This is a genomic window from Phascolarctobacterium succinatutens CAG:287, assembly GCF_000434895.1.
Classification (GTDB): domain Bacteria; phylum Bacillota; class Negativicutes; order Acidaminococcales; family Acidaminococcaceae; genus Phascolarctobacterium_A; species Phascolarctobacterium_A succinatutens_A.
In genome coordinates this window covers 1-17,635 of the sequence record NZ_FR892770.1, presented here as the reverse complement: position 1 = coordinate 17,635, position 17,635 = coordinate 1, and the positions used below count along the sequence as shown (strand labels likewise).

Sequence of the window (17,635 nt, the reverse complement as noted above, 5' to 3'; positions counted from 1 at the left end):
TACCTTTATCAACCTAAATACATTATATAAGGAACTGATAACATGATCTCTATTACTGATTACATTTACATGAAGGCTCAAAATCTCAAAGAAAAGCTGGGAAAAGGTTCTAGCCTGTGCAGTTGCCGTTCCTTGCGCTTTAATGGCGGTAATTTGCCGGACTACACTAACGAACTTCTTCAGGATGTGTATGCTATGCGTTATAGCCTTGCTTATGCCTACGAGTATAAAGAAATTTATAAAAAACTGCTTGAACGCATGACTCTCGGTAGAATGCTTGAGGTTACTTCGATTGGTTGCGGCAACATGGTTGATTACTGGTCCTTAAAGCATGCTCTGCCAGGTGAATGCCATGTCCGTTATCACGGTGTAGATGTTATTGACTGGAATGACAAGTTCGCTGCCTGCGATGGTGATCATATTGATTTCGCGAAGCAGAAGATTGCTGATTATTTGTCAGAGTGTGATGCTCTGAATTCTGACGTATATGTGTTACCTAAGTCCATCAGTGAAATCAATGATGACGAGATAGAGGCCATTTGCCGTACGATTGGTGAAAAGGGCTTTACTAAGAATGAGGTACACTTCCTGTTCTCTATGCGTGCCTACAAAGATAACTTGAAAGACGATAAGAGCAAGGCCAAAAAAATTTGTGAAGCAATTATGGAACTGGGCATGGCACCAGATGCAGATAACGGAATTGTATATGAAGGTGAGAACAAGAAAATCTACTATAGCGATCGTGACTTTTGGATTGGTAAACTGATGAATGGAACATATGATATGCTGTACAATTTCCCGATGCTGTGCGAAAATTATACTAAGGGAATTTGCTCCTGTGCTATGTGCAATAATAATACAAATAGACCAATGTTGAATGCCATGTATATGAGATACCAAATCTTTACATTCAGAAAGGTGGCTTAAAGCCGATGATTATAAGTGCAAGCAGAAGAACCGATATACCGACATATTATTCAGACTGGTTTATGCAGCGCATCAAAGAAGGCTATGTGCTGGCGCGCAATCCGATGAACGCGCATCAGGTGAGCCGCATCAGCCTCAATCCGGAGGTGGTGGACGGCATTGTCTTCTGGACGAAGAACCCGCTGCCGATGCTGGATAAGCTGCCGCTGCTCAAGGATTACATGTACTACTTTCAGTTTACGCTCAACGGCTATGAGCAGGACGTGGAGGCAGGCGTGCCTCCGAAGGATAAGTTCATCGTGCCCGGCTTTCAGCGTCTGAGCGACATGCTGGGGCCGGAGCGCGTCATCTGGCGCTATGATCCGATTTTGCTCAACAATAAATATACCTTTAATTATCATGTGCAGCGCTTTGCGGAGCTGGCCAAGCAGCTGGCGCCGTATACGAAGCAGTGCACCATCAGCTTTTTGGATATGTATGCCAAAACCGAACGCAACATGCAAGGGCTGGCAGTGCAGCCGTGGAGCCTGGAGCAGATGGATGCTATGGCGAAGGCGCTGGCAGAAATTGCGCACAGCTACGGCTTGGAGCTGGCGACCTGCGCCGAGGGCATCGAGCTGGATAAGTACGGCATTAAGCATGCGCACTGCATCGACGGCGGCCTGTTCGAAAAGCTGCTCGGCTGCCCGATGAAGGTGGGCAAGGATAAGAACCAGCGCCAAGAATGCGGTTGCGTGGCAAGCGTCGATATCGGTGCCTACAATACCTGTCGCAACGGCTGCCGCTACTGCTATGCCAACTTCAATAATGCGATGGTGCAGAAAAACAGGCAGCAGCATCATCCCGGTTCGGCGTTGCTATTGGGCGAAGTAGGTGAGGAGGACAGAATTACTGAGCGTAAAATGCAATCCTGTCTGGAGAGACAGCAGGGCCTGTTCGCCTAACCCTCGCATTCCTCCAAAAAACTGTAATATGCGTTACAATTTTAAGTGAATTTAAAAAATTATGAGAAATTTTTCACAAAAAGCAGGATAAATGGGCAATATCAGCGAAATACTTGTCATAACAAATGCCTGATAAAGGGGGATTTATCATGAAAGAGTACACTGGAGATAAGATTAGAAATGTGGCCATTGTGGGTCATGGTGGAGCAGGAACCACGTCCGTTACCGAAGCCCTGCTGTATCGCAGCGGAGCAATCAGCAGAATGTGCAAGGTTGAAGACGGTGCTACCACCACTGATTATGAACCCGAGGAAATCAAACGTAAGGTCTCCGTTAACGCCACTTTGGCACCTGTTGAATGGCGTGATACCAAGATTAACTTCATCGACACTCCCGGCTTTGCTGACTTCATTGCCGAGGTTAAAGGAGCTTTTAGAGCAGTAGACAGTGCGTTGATCGTGGTTTGCGCAACTAGCGGTGTACAGGTTGGTACCGAACAATGCTGGAAGCTGGCTGAAGAAGCCGGTTTGCCGCGTATCATTTTTGTCAACAAGATGGATCGTGAGAACGCTGATTTTGATAGCATTTTGGATAACCTGCGTGGTAAGTTCGGTAAGCATGTACTGCCGTTACAGCTGCCTTTGGGCAAGGAGGACAACTTCCAGGGTATTATAGACCTTTACAAAATGAAGGCCTATCGTGCCAACGGTAATGGCTCCGATGAAATAGAGATTCCGGATGAGTATAAAGAGGCTGCTGCTGCTGCCCACGAAAAGATGGTAGAGGCTGCGGTTGAAGCAGATGACGATTGCATGATGCGTTATTTGGAAGGAGAAGAGATTAGCGACGAGGAAATTATGAAATGTCTGATTAAGGGCATTCGTCAGGCTATCATCTATCCTATGCTTTGCGGCAGTGCCTACAAGAACATTGGTCTTGGTCGATTGATGAACGCTATCATCGACTTTACCTATCCGGCAATTTTGAACGACTATATCGTTATGGATAAAGAAACCGGCGAAGAAGAAGTACGTGACGCCAATGCTCCGATGGCAGCGTTGGTATTTAAGACAACTTCCGACCCCTTTGTTGGCCGTCTAAGTTATTTCCGTGTATTCTCAGGCTCAATTAAAGCAGATAGCGTAGTTTATAACTCCCGCCGTGAAGAAGAAGAGCGTATTGCTAACATCTTCACAATGCGTGGTAAGACTCAGATTCCTATGAAGCAGGTTCCTGCCGGTGATATCGGTGTAGTTGCCAAGCTGCAATATACATCTACCGGTGACACCCTCTGCGACAAGAATTCTGAGGTTGAATTCCCGCCCATTAACTTCCCGCTGCCGATGTACACCAGAGCAATTTATCCGAAGAAAAAGGGTGATGAGGACAAGATCATGTCCGCTCTGAATCGTCTGATGGATGAAGACCCGACGATTATCGTTACCAAAAACCCTGTTACCAAGGAAACCTTAATCAGCGGTATGGGCGACCAGCACATTGATATCATCATGGAGCGTATGCAGCGCAAATTTGGTGTTGAGGCTATTTTGAAAGCACCGATTATCGAATATCGCGAAACTATTCGTGGCTCTGCCGAGGTAGAAGGCAAGCACAAGAAGCAGTCCGGCGGTCATGGCCAGTATGGTCACGTAGTTATTAAAATGGAACCCCTGCCGCCAGGAGGTGGATTTGAGTTTGTAGATAAGATTTTCGGTGGTGCAGTACCTCGCCAATATATCCCTGCTGTTGAAAAGGGCATGCGTGAAGCTATGGAAAAGGGTATCCTTGCAGGCTATCCGGTTGTAGATATGCGTATCACCCTGCTTGATGGTTCGTATCATACTGTCGATTCCTCTGAAATGGCATTTAAAACTGCTTCCAATATCGCCTTCAAGAAGGCCATGGAACAATGCAAGCCAGTGTTGCTTGAGCCTATTTACAGCTTAAACGTAACCTGTGCCGATTCTATGATGGGCGATGTTATCGGCGATTTGAACTCTAAACGCGGTCGCATTCTCGGTATGCAGAGCGTAGAAGATGGCTTGAGCGTAGTTAATGCTCAGGTACCCTATGCAGAGATTTCGGAATATGCCGTAGACCTCCGCGCAATTACCCAAGGCCAGGGAACCTTTGAAATGAAATTTGACCATTACGAAGATGTTCCTCCTAAGATGGCAGAAAAAATTATCGCTGAACATAAGGAAGCGTAATTAAACCTGCGACAACTGAATAAAGCGTTTATGGGACTGCCGACTGACGTGAGTCAGCCGGCAGTTTGCTGTTTCTTGGCAGTTAGTATGTGGAGTGGGAAAGTGAAGTTTTTTCTTGATGTGCTGGTATAAACAAAGTATATAAGAAGGCAGGTTTAAATCTCTGCATCTTAATGATTTTAGTAGGCATGGTTACTGCTTAAGGATGAGGTTAATGTAAGTATCGGACAAGAGGATTGTAGGTTATTTATCTGTATATCAGCTAGTGCTTTTATGATAGACATTTTTTGTTGCTTTCTTTCTTTAAGTAATGTATAATTAAAGGAAAACGAAAGGAACGAAAGATAATGACGAAAGAAACATTTGCTTATGAGAATATCGACAGAGAGTTTAAAGAGCTGTACGTCAGTGACATCAAAAAAACAGTAGTTGCTTTTGCCAATACAGAGGGCGGAATTTTATATATCGGCATAAATGATGCAGGAGAGGTTGTCGGTCTGCCGAACGTAGACGATGTAATGCAGCAGACAGCCAACACACTTAAGGACAGCATTGCACCGGATGTTATGCCGTTTGTCAAAATACGTGCAGTTACCAGGGAAGGTAAACAGATTATTGAGGTTGCGGTGCAAAACGGCACGAGCAGACCGTATTATATTCGTGAAAAAGGCTTAAAGCCAAGCGGTGTTTATATCAGGCAGGGTAGCAGCAACCAGCAGCTGAGCGATGAAGGCATTCGCCGTATGCTAATAGAGGTTAACGGTAAAAGCTATGAAAGCATGCGCAGTATGCAGCAGGAGCTGACCTTTACTGCTTTGCGCAAGCATTTTCGGCAGCGTGAGCTGAAATTGGATGAGGCGCAGCTGCGCACGCTTAAGCTCATCGGTGACGATGGCTTGTACACGAATCTGGCGCTGCTGCTTTCCGAGCAGTGCGAGCATTCACTGAAGGTAGCGGTTTTTCAGGGCAGTACGAGAGCGGTTTTTCGTGACAGACGTGAGTTTACCGGCTCCTTGCTGCAGCAGCTTTACGATGCTTACGCATTTATAGATAATTATAATAAGACTAAGGCAACCTTTCACGGCTTGGAGCGTGTAGATACGCAGGATTATCCGCCGGAGGCTGTGCGCGAGGTGCTGCTGAACTGCCTTGTGCACCGTGATTACAGCTTCAGCGGCAGCACGTTGGTCAATATTTACGATGACCGCATTGAGTTTATCTCTTTGGGAGGACTTGTTACGGGCCTAAAAATGGAAACAATTTTCATCGGCGTATCGCAGACGCGCAATCCTGCGCTGGCTGCCGTGTTCTACCGCTTGCGTTTAATAGAGAGCTTTGGTACGGGGATTGAAAAAATTCAGCAGAGCTATCTGGATACTGCGGCAAAGCCGGAATTTATTGCGGTTTACGGTGGCTTTAAGGTTGTTTTGCCCAATATTAATGAGGTGCAGGCCAAGGAGTTTAGCATCAGCGAAACGCGGGAAAGCTATGGCTTTGCGGATGAAAAGGACAAAGTAATGCAGCTAGCTGCTATGCAGGGCTATGTTACCCGCAAGCAGGTTGAGGATGCCTTGCAGGTGAAAACAACTAAGGCCTATATGCTTTTGCAGGAGCTGTGTGATGTAGGCAGACTGGCACCTATCGGCGTAGGGCGAAGCAGAAAATATATCAGCAGGTAAGCTTAACGCTTTGCGTATTACTGACGGTAGTGCGCAGAGCGTTTTTTGTTATGGTTTTATAGAATTTTCTATTGCGTTTTATGGAAGAGTTTTGTTAGATAGAGATGAAGAAGTAACGTTATTTAAGAATATAAAATAAACTTGTCGATAGAAGAAGTTTTTACTGTTGTTTCATGGTATAATATAATCAATAATCTTGCAAAGAATTATTTTAATAGGTTATTCTTTGTGGAAGTGAGAAGAGGCGAAACGTAATATGAGCAATAAAATCAAAGGTAACGAATACACTTTATCAAAAATATTTAGCTCAGATTTTGAATATCATATTCCTGGATACCAGCGACCATATGCTTGGACAGATGTTGAAACAGGAATTCTTTTTGATGATTTATATGATTTTTTTCAAAAAGAGTCTGTTGATGATTATTTTCTTGGGAGTATAGTGCTGATAAAGGAAGAAGATAAACCTTATGCTGAGGTTATTGATGGACAACAGCGCTTGACTACTTTATCAATTTTATTTTCTGCTATGGGCAATGCTTTTGTTACAGAAAAATATAAAAATCTCTGTAAAAAGTATTTGCAAGAGGAGGGTAATGAATTAGAAGAAATACCTGCTCAGCCACGTATTTTCTTGAGAGAATGGGATCAGGATTTTTTCAATAAGTATATTCAAAATGTGCAGCTAAAAGACCTGATGAGCAAAGATCCCATGACATTGAAAACAGAATCTCAACGTCATATCCTTATAAATTGTAAGGTGTTAAGTGATAAAATTGCTGATGCTTTTTTAGAGGATGAAGAACTCTTAAAGTTTTGCAAATTCTTATTAAATCGTTGTTTTTTAGTGGTTGTTTCAACATCAAATCAAGAATCTGCATTCAGAGTTTTTTCTGTAATGAATAGTAGAGGCCTAGATCTTTTGCCGACTGATATTATTAAATCTAAAACTATTGGCAGGCTTCCTATAGATAAGCAAGAGGCGTACACTGATAAATGGGAAAAAATGGAAAACAGTATCGGTAGGGATGGATTTAATGAAGTATTTACCCATACTCGTACAATATTTTCTAAAGAGAGACCGAGAACTAATTTACTTAAAGAGTTTGAAGAATATGTAATGAGTACAACAGAACCAAGAGTTTTAATTGACTCATATTTAATTCCATATACAACAGCCTATGAGCAATTAAAGAATTGTACATTTTCGTCTACAAAGAATGCTGATGAAATTAATGATTTCTTATATTGGTTAAACAAAACTAATAACTATGATTGGATGCCGCCTGCAATAAAGTTTTTAGCAGACCATATTGATGATTCTGATTACATCCTCTGGTTTATTTGTAAATTGGAGCGTCTTGCATCATATTTACTGGTAACATCGCAAGATGTTAATCATCGTATGGATAGGTATAAATGGATTTTAGTTGAAATGGACAGTAATCCTCATAGCTCGCTTGCTAATCCGTTAAAAAGTATTGAACTTACCAAATGGGAAAAGCAGAAATTTGCTGATGCTTTAGCTGGGGAAATTTATCCAATGACTGCTCAGCGTCGCAATTATATAATTCAGCGTCTAGATTCTTTTGTTAGTGATGGTGCAGCATCTTACAATTCTAAAGTATTTACTATAGAACATGTACTTCCGCAACATCCTGCTAAAGATAGTGAATGGATGAAATTATGGCCTGATGAGCAAGAGCAGAAATATTGGCTTAATCGTATAGCAAATTTGGTGCCATTAACTAGAAGACATAATTCGGAAGCTCAAAATTTTGATTTTCCTACGAAGAAGATTAAATATTTTAAATCAAAGAGTGGTACTAGTTCTTATACACTTACAACACAGGTTATTGGGATAGATTCTTGGACACCTGAAATTGTTAAGGAACGACAAAAAAACATAGAAAAGATATTTGCAGATAACTGGGAACTTCATTTGGATGATTATTCGACTGCAGAAAATGATACATATGAGTTAGCAGGAAGAGGAGCAAGTGCTACAGGGTATTTCAGTGAATCCGATGCATTTATTGTTTTAAAAGGGAGTAAAATTTCCCAAAATGAAACAGAAGGTATTCCATTGAATATATCCGAAAAAAGAAAAGAGCTAATTACTAGTGGAGTTATTAGTGATTTTGTCTTTGTAAAAGATTATGAGTTTACCAGCGTGTCAACAGCAGCTGCAGTTATTCTAGGTCGATCTTCTAATGGAAGAAAAGAATGGACCAAGATTGATGGTCGTACCGTAGCACAAACTGGTCATTAATAGTATAAAATATTTGCAGGAATAATAGTAAACCAGTTCACTGACGGTAGTACGCAGAGCGTTTTTTGTTACAAATCTGTAACCTGCTTTACAAAATCACGGATAAATAAAAAAATCCGCAAGTTTTTGTACAAAGGTGTTGACGAAAGATATCCGCAGTGGTAAACTAGGCACAACTTCAAAAAAACCACAAACCGTTGAGACGGAGATCAAGTCAGCAGATGCGCTTACAGAGAGTTCGGGCAGGTGGAAGCCGGATAGAGATGCAGGCTGATAAATGGACCGTTGAGGGTGCTGTCAAATCGCTTCGGCGAGAGTATTCAGCAACGCAACACCGGCGTTAAGGGTGAGGAGTGTGATGGCACTCTGCGAGAGCGCGTCGCAATGGCGACGAAACAAGGTGGTACCGCAGGTATAAGTATTTACAGCCTGTCCTTGGAATTGCTTAGGAAAGCTAAGCAGCTTCAGGACAGGCTTTTTTGTATAACAAAACTGTGATAGGCCTTCTCGTAGAATGTTAGCGTAAACTATGGGAGGAATTAAAATGATTAAAGAAGCTATTGTAAAAATCGTCGGCAAAGAGGACTTAACCTATAACGAAGCATATGACGTAATCAACGAGATTATGAGCGGCAAGACTAGTGCAACGCAGAATGCGGCCTTTCTGGCAGCGCTTTCTACCAAGAGCACCACGGCGGAGACTACCGATGAAATTGCTGGCTGCGCCGCTGCGATGCGTGACCACGCACTGAAATGCGAAACCGGCATGGACATCTTTGAAATCGTCGGTACCGGCGGTGACGGCTCCAACAGCTTCAACATCTCCACAACCTCCGCTCTGGTTGCAGCGGCAGGCGGCATGAAGGTTGCTAAGCACGGCAACCGCGCCGCTTCCTCCAAATGCGGCACTGCGGATTGCCTGGAGGCGTTGGGCGTGAACATTCAGCAGGAGCCTGAAAAATGTGTGGAGCTGTTAAAGGAAGTCGGCATGTGCTTCTTCTTTGCACAGAAATACCACACCTCGATGAAATATGTAGGACCTATCCGCAAGGAGCTGGGCATCCGCACCGTATTCAATATCCTCGGACCTTTGACGAACCCCGGCAGCCCGAAGATGCAGCTCTTGGGTGTGTATGACGAGTATCTGGTTCAGCCGTTGGCGCAGGTATTGATGAACCTGGGAGTTAAGCGTGGCATGGTGGTTTACGGTCAGGACAGACTGGATGAGATTTCGCTGAGCGCACCGACTACCGTTTGCGAGTTCAAGGACGGCTGGATGAAAAATTACGTTATCAAGCCTGAGGACTTCGGCATGGAGCGCTGCACCAAGGCTGATCTGGTAGGCGGTCTGCCGGAGGAAAACGCTCAGATTACGCGCGACATTCTGGCAGGAGCGCAGGGACCGAAACGCAATGCAGTTTTGCTGAACGCCGGTGCCAGCCTGTATATCGGCGGCAAGGCTGCAAGCTTTGCGGATGGCGTGAAGCTGGCGGCAGAGCTGATTGACAGCGGCAAGGCGCTGCAGACATTGGAAAAGCTGATTGAGCTGAGCAATAAATAAGCTGATTAAAGAGGTTAGATTATGATTTTAGATGAGATTGCGGAATATACAAAAGAGCGTGTGCGGGCGCTCAAAGCGCACAAAAGCCTTTATGCGGTGCGTGATGAGGCAGAGGGCAGACCACAGGGCAAGGATTTCAGGGCAGCGATTGCTGCCCCCGGCCTGAGTGTAATCGCCGAGCTGAAGAAGGCATCCCCCTCGAAGGGCATCATTGCTCCCGATTTTACGGACATCTACCTGCGCAAGGCTGCGGAGTACGAGGCAGGCGGCGCAGCAGCCATTTCCTGCCTGACGGAGCCGAAGTTCTTTCAGGGCAGCGATGCTTACCTGCAGGCGGTGCGCCAAAGAGTGGAGCTGCCGCTTCTGCGTAAGGATTTTACGCTGGATGAGTACCAGATTTACGAGGCCAAATGCATCGGAGCCGACGCTGTTCTGCTCATCTGCAGCCTGCTGAGTGCAGCGCAGCTGGGCGAATACCTGGCGCAGGTGCAGGAGCTGGGGCTGAGCGCTCTGGTGGAGGCGCACACCGCAGGCGAGGTGCAGCAGGCACTGGCGGCAGGGGCGGAAATCATCGGCGTGAACAACCGCAATCTCAAGGATTTCAGCGTGAACCCGCTAAATAGCCTGCGCCTGAGGGATGCGATTCCCGCAAGCAAGCTTTTCGTAGCGGAAAGCGGCATTCAATGCGCAGCTGATACGCAGGCGCTGAAGCAGGCAGGCGTGCAGGCGGTGCTGGTGGGCGAAGCCCTGATGCGCAGTGCGGATGCGGCGGCGATGTTGAAGGAGATGCGTGATGCGTAAGGTAAAGGTTAAAATCTGCGGCCTGAAGCGTGCGCAGGATATAGAGTGCGTCAACAGGCTGCTGCCGGATTATATAGGCTTCGTTTTTGCCAAGACCAAACGCGAGGTGACGGAGCAGCAGGCAGCACAGCTGAAGGCAATGCTTAACCCGCAGATTAAGGCAGTCGGCGTTTTCGTCAATGCCGAGATAGATAAGATTATACGCCTGGCCAAAAGCAGGACGATAGACATCATCCAGCTGCACGGTGACGAGGATGCGTCCTACTGCGAAAGGCTGCGGCTGCAGACGGAGCTGCCGATTATCAAAGCAGTCCGCGTGAAGGACGCAGGCTCCTTTGAAAATCTGCAAGCCTATCCCTGCGATTACCTGCTCTTTGATACCTATACCAAGGGGCAGTACGGCGGCACCGGTAAGCGGTTTGATTTAGCGCTGGTGGCAGATGAAAAAATCAAGAAGCCGTATTTTATCGCAGGCGGTCTTGAGGCAGCGAATGTTGCAGATGTATTGAAAAACAGTAACGCCTTTGCCGTAGATGTAAGCGGTGGCGTAGAAACAGAAGGGTTGAAGGACCCGAAAAAAATTGCCGCATTTATAGCGGAGGTAAGGGGAGATAACGATGACAAAAGGTAGATATGGTATTCACGGCGGTCAATACATGCCGGAAACTTTGATGAACGCAGTACTGGAATTAGAGGCTGCATATGAAAAATTTAAAAATGATCCCGAATTCAAGGCTGAGCTGGCGCGCCTGTACCGCGAATATGCCAACAGACCGTCCCTGCTGTATTACGCAGAGAAGATGACCAAGGACTTGGGTGGCTGCAAGATTTATCTGAAGCGCGAGGATTTGAACCACACCGGCGCTCATAAAATCAACAACGTATTGGGACAGATTCTGCTGGCGCAGAAGATGGGCAAAAAGCGTGTAATCGCCGAAACCGGCGCAGGCCAGCACGGTGTTGCGACTGCTACCGTAGCGGCGCTGATGAACATGGAATGCGTTGTTTACATGGGCAAGGAGGACTGCGAGCGTCAGGCGCTCAACGTGTTCCGCATGGAGCTTTTAGGTGCGAAGGTTGTGCCTGTAACCAGCGGCACCGGTACCCTGAAGGACGCAGTAAACGAAGCGCTGCGCGTATGGACCGAACGTGTTGAGGATACCTACTATGTACTGGGCAGCGTTATGGGCCCGCATCCGTATCCGGAAATTGTGCGTGACTTCCAGAAGATTATCGGCGAGGAAATCAAGGCGCAGATGCTGGAAAAGGAAGGACGTCTGCCTGACGTGCTGGTGGCTTGCGTAGGCGGCGGCTCCAACGCTATGGGTATGTTCTATGACTTCATCGAGGACAAGGACGTGCGCTTAATCGGCGTAGAGGCTGCAGGCCTGGGCGTAGATAATCCCAAGAACGCCGCAACTATGGCAAACGGCAAGCTGGGTATCTTCCACGGCATGAAGAGCTACTTCCTGCAGGATGAATACGGCCAGATTGCTCCGGTTTATTCCATCTCCGCCGGTCTTGATTACCCAGGTATCGGCCCCGAGCATGCTTATCTGCACGACATCGGCCGTGCGGAATACGTTCCTGCTACCGATAAGGAGGCAGTTGACGCTTTCAACTATCTTTCCAAAACAGAAGGCATTATCCCCGCAATCGAAAGCGCGCATGCCGTAGCCTACGCTATGAAGCTGGCACCAACTCTGCCGAAGGATAAGATTATGGTTATAAATATTTCCGGCCGCGGTGATAAGGACGTTGCCGCAATCGCACGTTATATGGGAGTTGATTTACATGAATAGAATACAAAAGGCATTTGACGAAAAGAAAAAGGTATTTATCGGCTTTGTGACCGCAGGCGATCCCAATCTTGCTACAACCAAGGAGCTGGTGAGAGCTATGATTAAGGGCGGTGCAGGACTTATAGAGTTCGGCATTCCCTTCTCCGACCCCGTGGCTGAGGGCGAGGTTATCCAACAAGCGGATATGCGTGCGTTGGCGGCAGGCACTACTACCGATAAAATTTTTGACCTTGTAGCGGAGCTTCGCGAGGAAACACAGGTACCGCTGGTATTTTTGACCTACGCTAATCCGATTTATGCCTACGGTGCGGAAAAATTCTTCACCCGCTGCGAAGAAACAGGTGTAGACGGCGTCATCATACCGGATATACCGTACGAGGAGCGCGAGGAGATGCGTCCGTTCAGCGAACCGCATAACGTTGCCCTGGTGCCGCTGATTGCGCCTACCTCCAAGGACCGCATCCAGAAAATCGCCGCTGTTGCCCAAGGCTATGTATATGTAGTTTCTTCCTTAGGCGTTACCGGCGTGCGCAGCAACATCACTACCGATATCGACGGCATTGTGGCAGAAGTGCGCAAGGCTACCGATATTCCGGTGGCTGTAGGCTTCGGTATCGCTGCTCCCGAGCAGGCGTACAAGATGGCTAAGGCCAGTGACGGCGCTATTGTGGGCAGTGCGATTGAAAAAATCGTGGCTCAATACGGCGAGGCTTCTCCCGAGCACGTTTACGAATACGTCAAGAGTATGTCCGAAGCGGTTGCCAAGGCAGCTGCGGAGGCGTAATTACAAAAGTTTGGGTACAAAAAAACTCCGTTCCTTACTGCACAGGCAGCAGGGAGCGGAGTTTTTCGGTTTAAATTATTGCAGCGGCATTGGCTCAGTGCCACCGTTTACTGCGTCCGGCTGTTCAAAAATGAAGGCAGGGGACGGATAGTAGAATTTGCAGTGCTGGAAGTTGATAACCTCGGTGGAGAAGCGTTTCAGCAGAGCATAGGAAGCGCGCTCTTCGAAATCAATCAGGTTGTCCTTGTTGATGTCAGCGTCTTTTACGATTACCAGCAGATAAGCCGGTACTTCCGGTGCATCCTCAGGAACCTGGCTGCGGTCAAGAGGGATGTTCGGAATAATTTCCAAATCACCGATAGGCTGTTGGTTTTCATTGTACAGCATAGCATGATAAACATTTTCGTACAGGGTACGAGCGAGTCTTAAAGAATAAGCTCCGGAACTCATATTATTCACTCCTTAAAAAGATGTTTTTGATGACTCTCGCTTTATCAGAAAAAAGCAATAAACATAACGCTAATATTGTAACATAGATTACGGAAATAAGCAAAATGAATCTATAATGAAATGATTCCACAGCAATTTATGCAGAAAAGCTGTATTAATAATCACAAAATAGCAAGAATTTTTCATAGAATCTGCATTTTTATGTCAATGTATTCTGTATACATGACGCTTCTATCAAAATTTTAGCAGGATTTTACAAAATGTTGACGAATAACTAGAATAACAATATGTTGCTGCGTGAATTTTGTTATCTTAGCACATATGTATATTAAAGGAGGGGAACTCTTATGAAAAAACTCTTGGCTTTTTTACTTGGTATCATGGTTATGGCTACTATGATTGCCGGCTGCGGCGGTGGAGATAAGAAAGATGATAAAAAACCTGCTGCACAAAAATTCATTAACATTGCTACCGGCGGTACCTCCGGTACCTACTTCCCGTTAGGCGGTGCTCTGGCTGATATCCTGAATAAAAATATTCCGGGTACCAATGCTTCCGCACAATCTACCGGCGCTTCCGTAGCAAACGTAAACCTGCTCAGCCAAGGCAAGGTTGAAATTGCTTTTATTCAAAATGATATTGCTTACTATGCTGCCAACGGCACTGAAATGTTCAAAGGCAAACAGGTTGCCGGCCTGCAAGGTCTTGCAACTCTGTATCCGGAAACCGTACAGATTGTTACCCTGAAAAAATCCGGTATCAAATCTGTTGCTGACTTCAAAGGCAAACGCATCGCTGTAGGTGCTGCAGGCTCCGGTACCGAAGCTAACGCTCGCCAGATCATGGAAGCATATGGCATTAAATATGATGATATTAAGGTTCAATACCTGTCCTTCGGTGAAGCTGCAAGTGCTCTGAAAGACGGCAACGTTGATGCTGCTTTCGTAACCGCAGGCCATCCGACCGCTGCTATTCAGGATATCGCAACTCAGAACGACGTTGTACTGGTTCCGGTTGATGCTGACAAGGCTGACGCTCTGATCAAAAAATATCCGTTCTACACCAAGCTGGTTATCAAAGCCGGTACTTATCCGAAGCAGGATGCTGACGTTACCGCAGTAGCAGTAAAATGCATGCTGGCAGTAACCGACAAGATGGACGAAAACACCGCTTATGCAATTGCTAAAGCTCTGTACGGCAACCTTGACCGTATGAAATCCGCTCACTCCGCAGCAAATGCTATCAGCAAAGATACTGCTAAAGACGGCATGTCCATTAAGCTGAACCCGGGTGCTGAAAAATTCTTTAACGAAAAATAAGGATTTTAAATGATGCCGAACTTCAAAGACCGGAAACCGGCGTTTGCCGGTGGCCGGTCTTTTTTCCCAGTAAAGACTTTAGTAATTATTGTAAGCGTTGTGTTAATGCTTTTGTGGTGGTATAGTACGCGCCTGGTGGTGGCAATTATACCTGAGGGAACTTCGGGAGCTGTTACTTTTGCCACAGCGGCAGGTGATGAATGGTGCATCACCCTGACGCATTCGGTGGAAAAAACTGCCTGGAATGATTATTTCAGGGTTAACGGCGCAAATAACATGACCATGACGCACACCCGCTTTTCCTCGCTGGGCTGGGGCTATCCGTATTCCGCTGCCGACGGCAAGCTGACGCAGACTGCTGACGGCAAGTTTGATATGGAGATGAACCGTCCCTATAAGGAGGTTGCCCTGCGTATATCCGAGCAGGCAATGCCGCATATTGTCCACGGCGGCGACAGCTACAATCTGATTGCTCTGTACGGGCAGGGGACTGCGGTAACGGTGAAGGCCATGTATCGATATCAGTACTGGCTGGAACGGTACTTTTAGGTTTTATTATATTAAATGAGAGGAGCTGATACCCATGTCTGAAAAAGAAAAGAAAGTAAAAGAGCTTTCAGCAGAAGAGGTATTGCAAAAATTTGACAAGGAATCAGACAAGCGTGAGCTTACAGGTGTGTGGGGTAAAATTATTTCCGCAATCTGTATTCTGTTTGCACTTTTCCAATTATATACAGCCACCTTCGGTGTGCTGGACGCGCATCTGCAGCGCGCTATTCACTTAGCCTTCGGCTTTTTATTGATTTTCCTGCTGTATCCCAGCAGACATTCCTGGTCCCGCAGCAAGATGCATCCCTTTGATGCCTTCCTGGCACTGCTCAGCGCAGGTACTGCCATGTATCTGGTTGTGAACTATCAGGAGCTGGTGCTGCGTGCCGGCATGAACACGGAAACCGACTTCATCGTCGGCCTTATCGGTACGATTATGGTTTTTGAAGCAGCGCGCCGCGTAGTAGGCTGGCCGATGATTATCGTGGCCTTCTGCTTTATGCTGTACGCCTTCTTAGGTCCTTATATTCCCGGTATTCTGGCGCATCGCGGCGTTGGCGTGCAGGAAATGTTTGACCATCTGTTCTTCACTACCGAGGGTATTTTCGGTACGCCTATGGGTGTATCTTCTACCTTTATTTATCTGTTCATCCTCTTTGGTGCATATCTGGAAACCACCGGCCTGGGCAAATTCTTCATTGATATTGCTAACGCTATCGCAGGCTGGGCAGCAGGCGGACCGGCGAAGGTTGCCGTACTGTCCTCCGGCCTCATGGGTACTGTTTCCGGCAGCTCCGTTGGTAACGTTGCCGGCACCGGCGCTTTCACTATCCCGATGATGAAAAAGCTTGGCTATCGTCCGGCATTTGCCGGCGCTGTTGAGGCCGCTGCTTCTACCGGCGGTCAGCTGATGCCTCCTGTAATGGGCGCTGCTGCCTTCCTGATGGCAGAATTTGTAGGCGTTCCGTACTTTGATGTTGTTAAGGCTGCCGTTATCCCGGCAATGCTGTACTACATCGGCGTATGGCTGGGCGTTCACTACGAAGCTAAAAAGTTCGGTCTGAAGGGTACTCCGCGTGACCAGCTGCCGAAGTTCAAGGAACTGTTCCTGGAAAAAGGCCATCTGGCTATTCCGTTAATCGTTATCGTTTACCTGCTCGTAAGCGGTTATACTCCTATGCGTGCTGCTTTGGCAGCCATCGTGCTGACCATCGTTTGCGCCTGCCTGCGTAAATCCACCCGCATCGGCTTCAAGCAAATCGTCCAAGGTTTGATTGACGGCTCCAAGGGCGTGCTTGGCGTACTGATTGCCTGTGCTACCGCAGGTATCATCATCGGCGTTGTTACCAAAACCGGCGTAGGCCTGAAGATTGCCACCGCTCTGCTGGACTTGGCAGGCGGTAATCTGCTGCCGGCAATGTTCTTTACCATGATCACTTCTCTGATTCTTGGCATGGGCGTGCCGACAACTGCTAACTATGTAATTACCTCTACCATTGCAGCGCCTGCTCTGGTGCAGATGAATGTACCGGTGCTGGCAGCGCACATGTTCGCGTTCTACTTCGGTATCGTTGCCGACGTTACACCGCCTGTTGCCTTGGCTGCTTATGCCGGCGCAGGTATTGCCGGTGCTAACCCGATGCGTACCGGCGTTATCGCTGCTAAGCTGGCGATTGCTGCGTTCATCGTTCCGTACATCTTCGTACTGGCACCTGAACTGCTGATGATCAACGCAACTCCGTTCACCATCTGCTACAGTGCCTTCACCGCGATTGTAGGTATGTGGGGTGCTTCCATGGCGATGATCGGCTTCTGCAACAATCTGCTGAACATTCCGCAGCGTATTCTGTTCCTCGTTGGCGGTATCTGCATGATTATCCCCGGCGTATTTACCGACGGTATCGGCGTTGCGCTCGTTGCTGTTGCCTATGTATGGCAGCACATGAACAAGGTTAAGGGTGCGATTCAGCAAGATGGCGACGACCTGTAAGCCGAAAATTTCATAACAAGCTTCATAGTCCTGCGTGCATTTTATATGCTGCGCAGGACTTTTTTTGCCTTTTATTATACTAAGCTTTGGGAATTTGTTTTGCCTTCGGATAGGAAGCTTGCCGGTCCGCTTCCGCTCCTGCGGGGATGCTTGCCTAAATCACTATATATAATGAAGAAAACCCTCAGACTTTTATGTCCGGGGGCTTTTGTTTTCTATAAAGATGGGCTGCCGCATGATGTGTACGACAGCCCCCTGTGCCATATGATTAGTCTTTAGTATATTTTTGCTTGTATATACTGTTTACTGCTGTACATATGGAAATTGCATCACAAGTCTTTCCTGCA

14 protein-coding genes are annotated in these 17,635 nt (G+C 46.8%); 13 read left to right on the top strand and 1 reads right to left on the bottom strand.

Features of this window, described 5'->3' with window-relative positions; all coding sequences use genetic code 11:
* Positions 1–42 precede the first annotated feature (42 nt).
* From BN587_RS02445 to trpA, 10 genes are all read left to right on the top strand, one after another.
* On the top strand, positions 43–927 hold the full coding sequence (locus tag BN587_RS02445) for a hypothetical protein (RefSeq protein WP_021719561.1): 885 nt from the start codon (positions 43–45) through the stop codon (positions 925–927).
* 5 nt (positions 928–932) lie between these two features.
* Entirely contained in the window at positions 933–1,871 is a 939-nt protein-coding gene (locus BN587_RS02440) for a DUF1848 domain-containing protein (RefSeq protein ID WP_021719560.1), read from the top strand.
* A gap of 149 nt (positions 1,872–2,020) precedes the next feature.
* Complete coding sequence (gene fusA / locus BN587_RS02435; RefSeq protein ID WP_021719559.1) at positions 2,021–4,081, top strand: elongation factor G; 2,061 nt, start codon at positions 2,021–2,023, stop codon at positions 4,079–4,081.
* A gap of 347 nt (positions 4,082–4,428) precedes the next feature.
* Positions 4,429–5,760 carry an RNA-binding domain-containing protein gene (locus BN587_RS02430; RefSeq protein ID WP_021719558.1) on the top strand — a complete coding sequence of 444 codons (1,332 nt, stop codon included), beginning with the start codon at positions 4,429–4,431 and terminating at the stop codon, positions 5,758–5,760.
* Positions 5,761–6,016: 256 nt separating this feature from the next.
* A complete protein-coding gene (locus BN587_RS02425; RefSeq protein ID WP_021719557.1) occupies positions 6,017–8,032 on the top strand; it encodes a DUF4357 domain-containing protein in 2,016 nt (671 codons plus the stop codon).
* Positions 8,033–8,576: 544 nt separating this feature from the next.
* Positions 8,577–9,593: an anthranilate phosphoribosyltransferase gene (gene trpD / locus BN587_RS02420; protein ID WP_021719556.1), complete on the top strand. Its 1,017-nt coding sequence runs from the start codon at positions 8,577–8,579 to the stop codon at positions 9,591–9,593.
* Positions 9,594–9,614: 21 nt separating this feature from the next.
* Positions 9,615–10,394: an indole-3-glycerol phosphate synthase TrpC gene (gene trpC, locus BN587_RS02415; RefSeq protein ID WP_021719555.1), complete on the top strand. Its 780-nt coding sequence runs from the start codon at positions 9,615–9,617 to the stop codon at positions 10,392–10,394.
* Entirely contained in the window at positions 10,387–11,025 is a 639-nt protein-coding gene (locus BN587_RS02410) for a phosphoribosylanthranilate isomerase (RefSeq protein WP_021719554.1), read from the top strand. Before trpC ends, BN587_RS02410 begins: the two co-directional genes overlap by 8 nt.
* Complete coding sequence (gene trpB / locus BN587_RS02405; RefSeq protein WP_021719553.1) at positions 11,012–12,196, top strand: tryptophan synthase subunit beta; 1,185 nt, start codon at positions 11,012–11,014, stop codon at positions 12,194–12,196. Before BN587_RS02410 ends, trpB begins: the two co-directional genes overlap by 14 nt.
* Positions 12,189–12,980 carry a tryptophan synthase subunit alpha gene (gene trpA, locus BN587_RS02400; RefSeq protein ID WP_021719552.1) on the top strand — a complete coding sequence of 264 codons (792 nt, stop codon included), beginning with the start codon at positions 12,189–12,191 and terminating at the stop codon, positions 12,978–12,980. The genes trpB and trpA overlap by 8 nt, the downstream gene beginning before the upstream one ends.
* A 75-nt stretch (positions 12,981–13,055) precedes the next feature.
* Here the strand turns inward: trpA and BN587_RS02395 are convergent, their stop codons facing one another.
* Positions 13,056–13,430, bottom strand: coding sequence for a hypothetical protein (locus tag BN587_RS02395; RefSeq protein WP_021719551.1), 375 nt, complete (start codon positions 13,428–13,430; stop codon positions 13,056–13,058).
* A 347-nt stretch (positions 13,431–13,777) separates the two neighbouring features.
* Here BN587_RS02395 and BN587_RS02390 point away from each other — a divergent pair, with 347 nt between their 5' ends.
* The 3 genes from BN587_RS02390 to BN587_RS02380 all read left to right on the top strand — a co-directional run bounded on the left by BN587_RS02390 (position 13,778) and on the right by BN587_RS02380 (position 17,288).
* A complete protein-coding gene (locus BN587_RS02390) occupies positions 13,778–14,749 on the top strand; it encodes a TAXI family TRAP transporter solute-binding subunit (RefSeq protein ID WP_021719550.1) in 972 nt (323 codons plus the stop codon).
* Between the two features lie 105 nt (positions 14,750–14,854).
* A complete protein-coding gene (locus tag BN587_RS02385) occupies positions 14,855–15,298 on the top strand; it encodes a DUF1850 domain-containing protein (protein WP_303684788.1) in 444 nt (147 codons plus the stop codon).
* 34 nt (positions 15,299–15,332) lie between these two features.
* Entirely contained in the window at positions 15,333–17,288 is a 1,956-nt protein-coding gene (locus tag BN587_RS02380; RefSeq protein ID WP_021719548.1) for a TRAP transporter permease, read from the top strand.
* Positions 17,289–17,635: the final 347 nt, after the last annotated feature.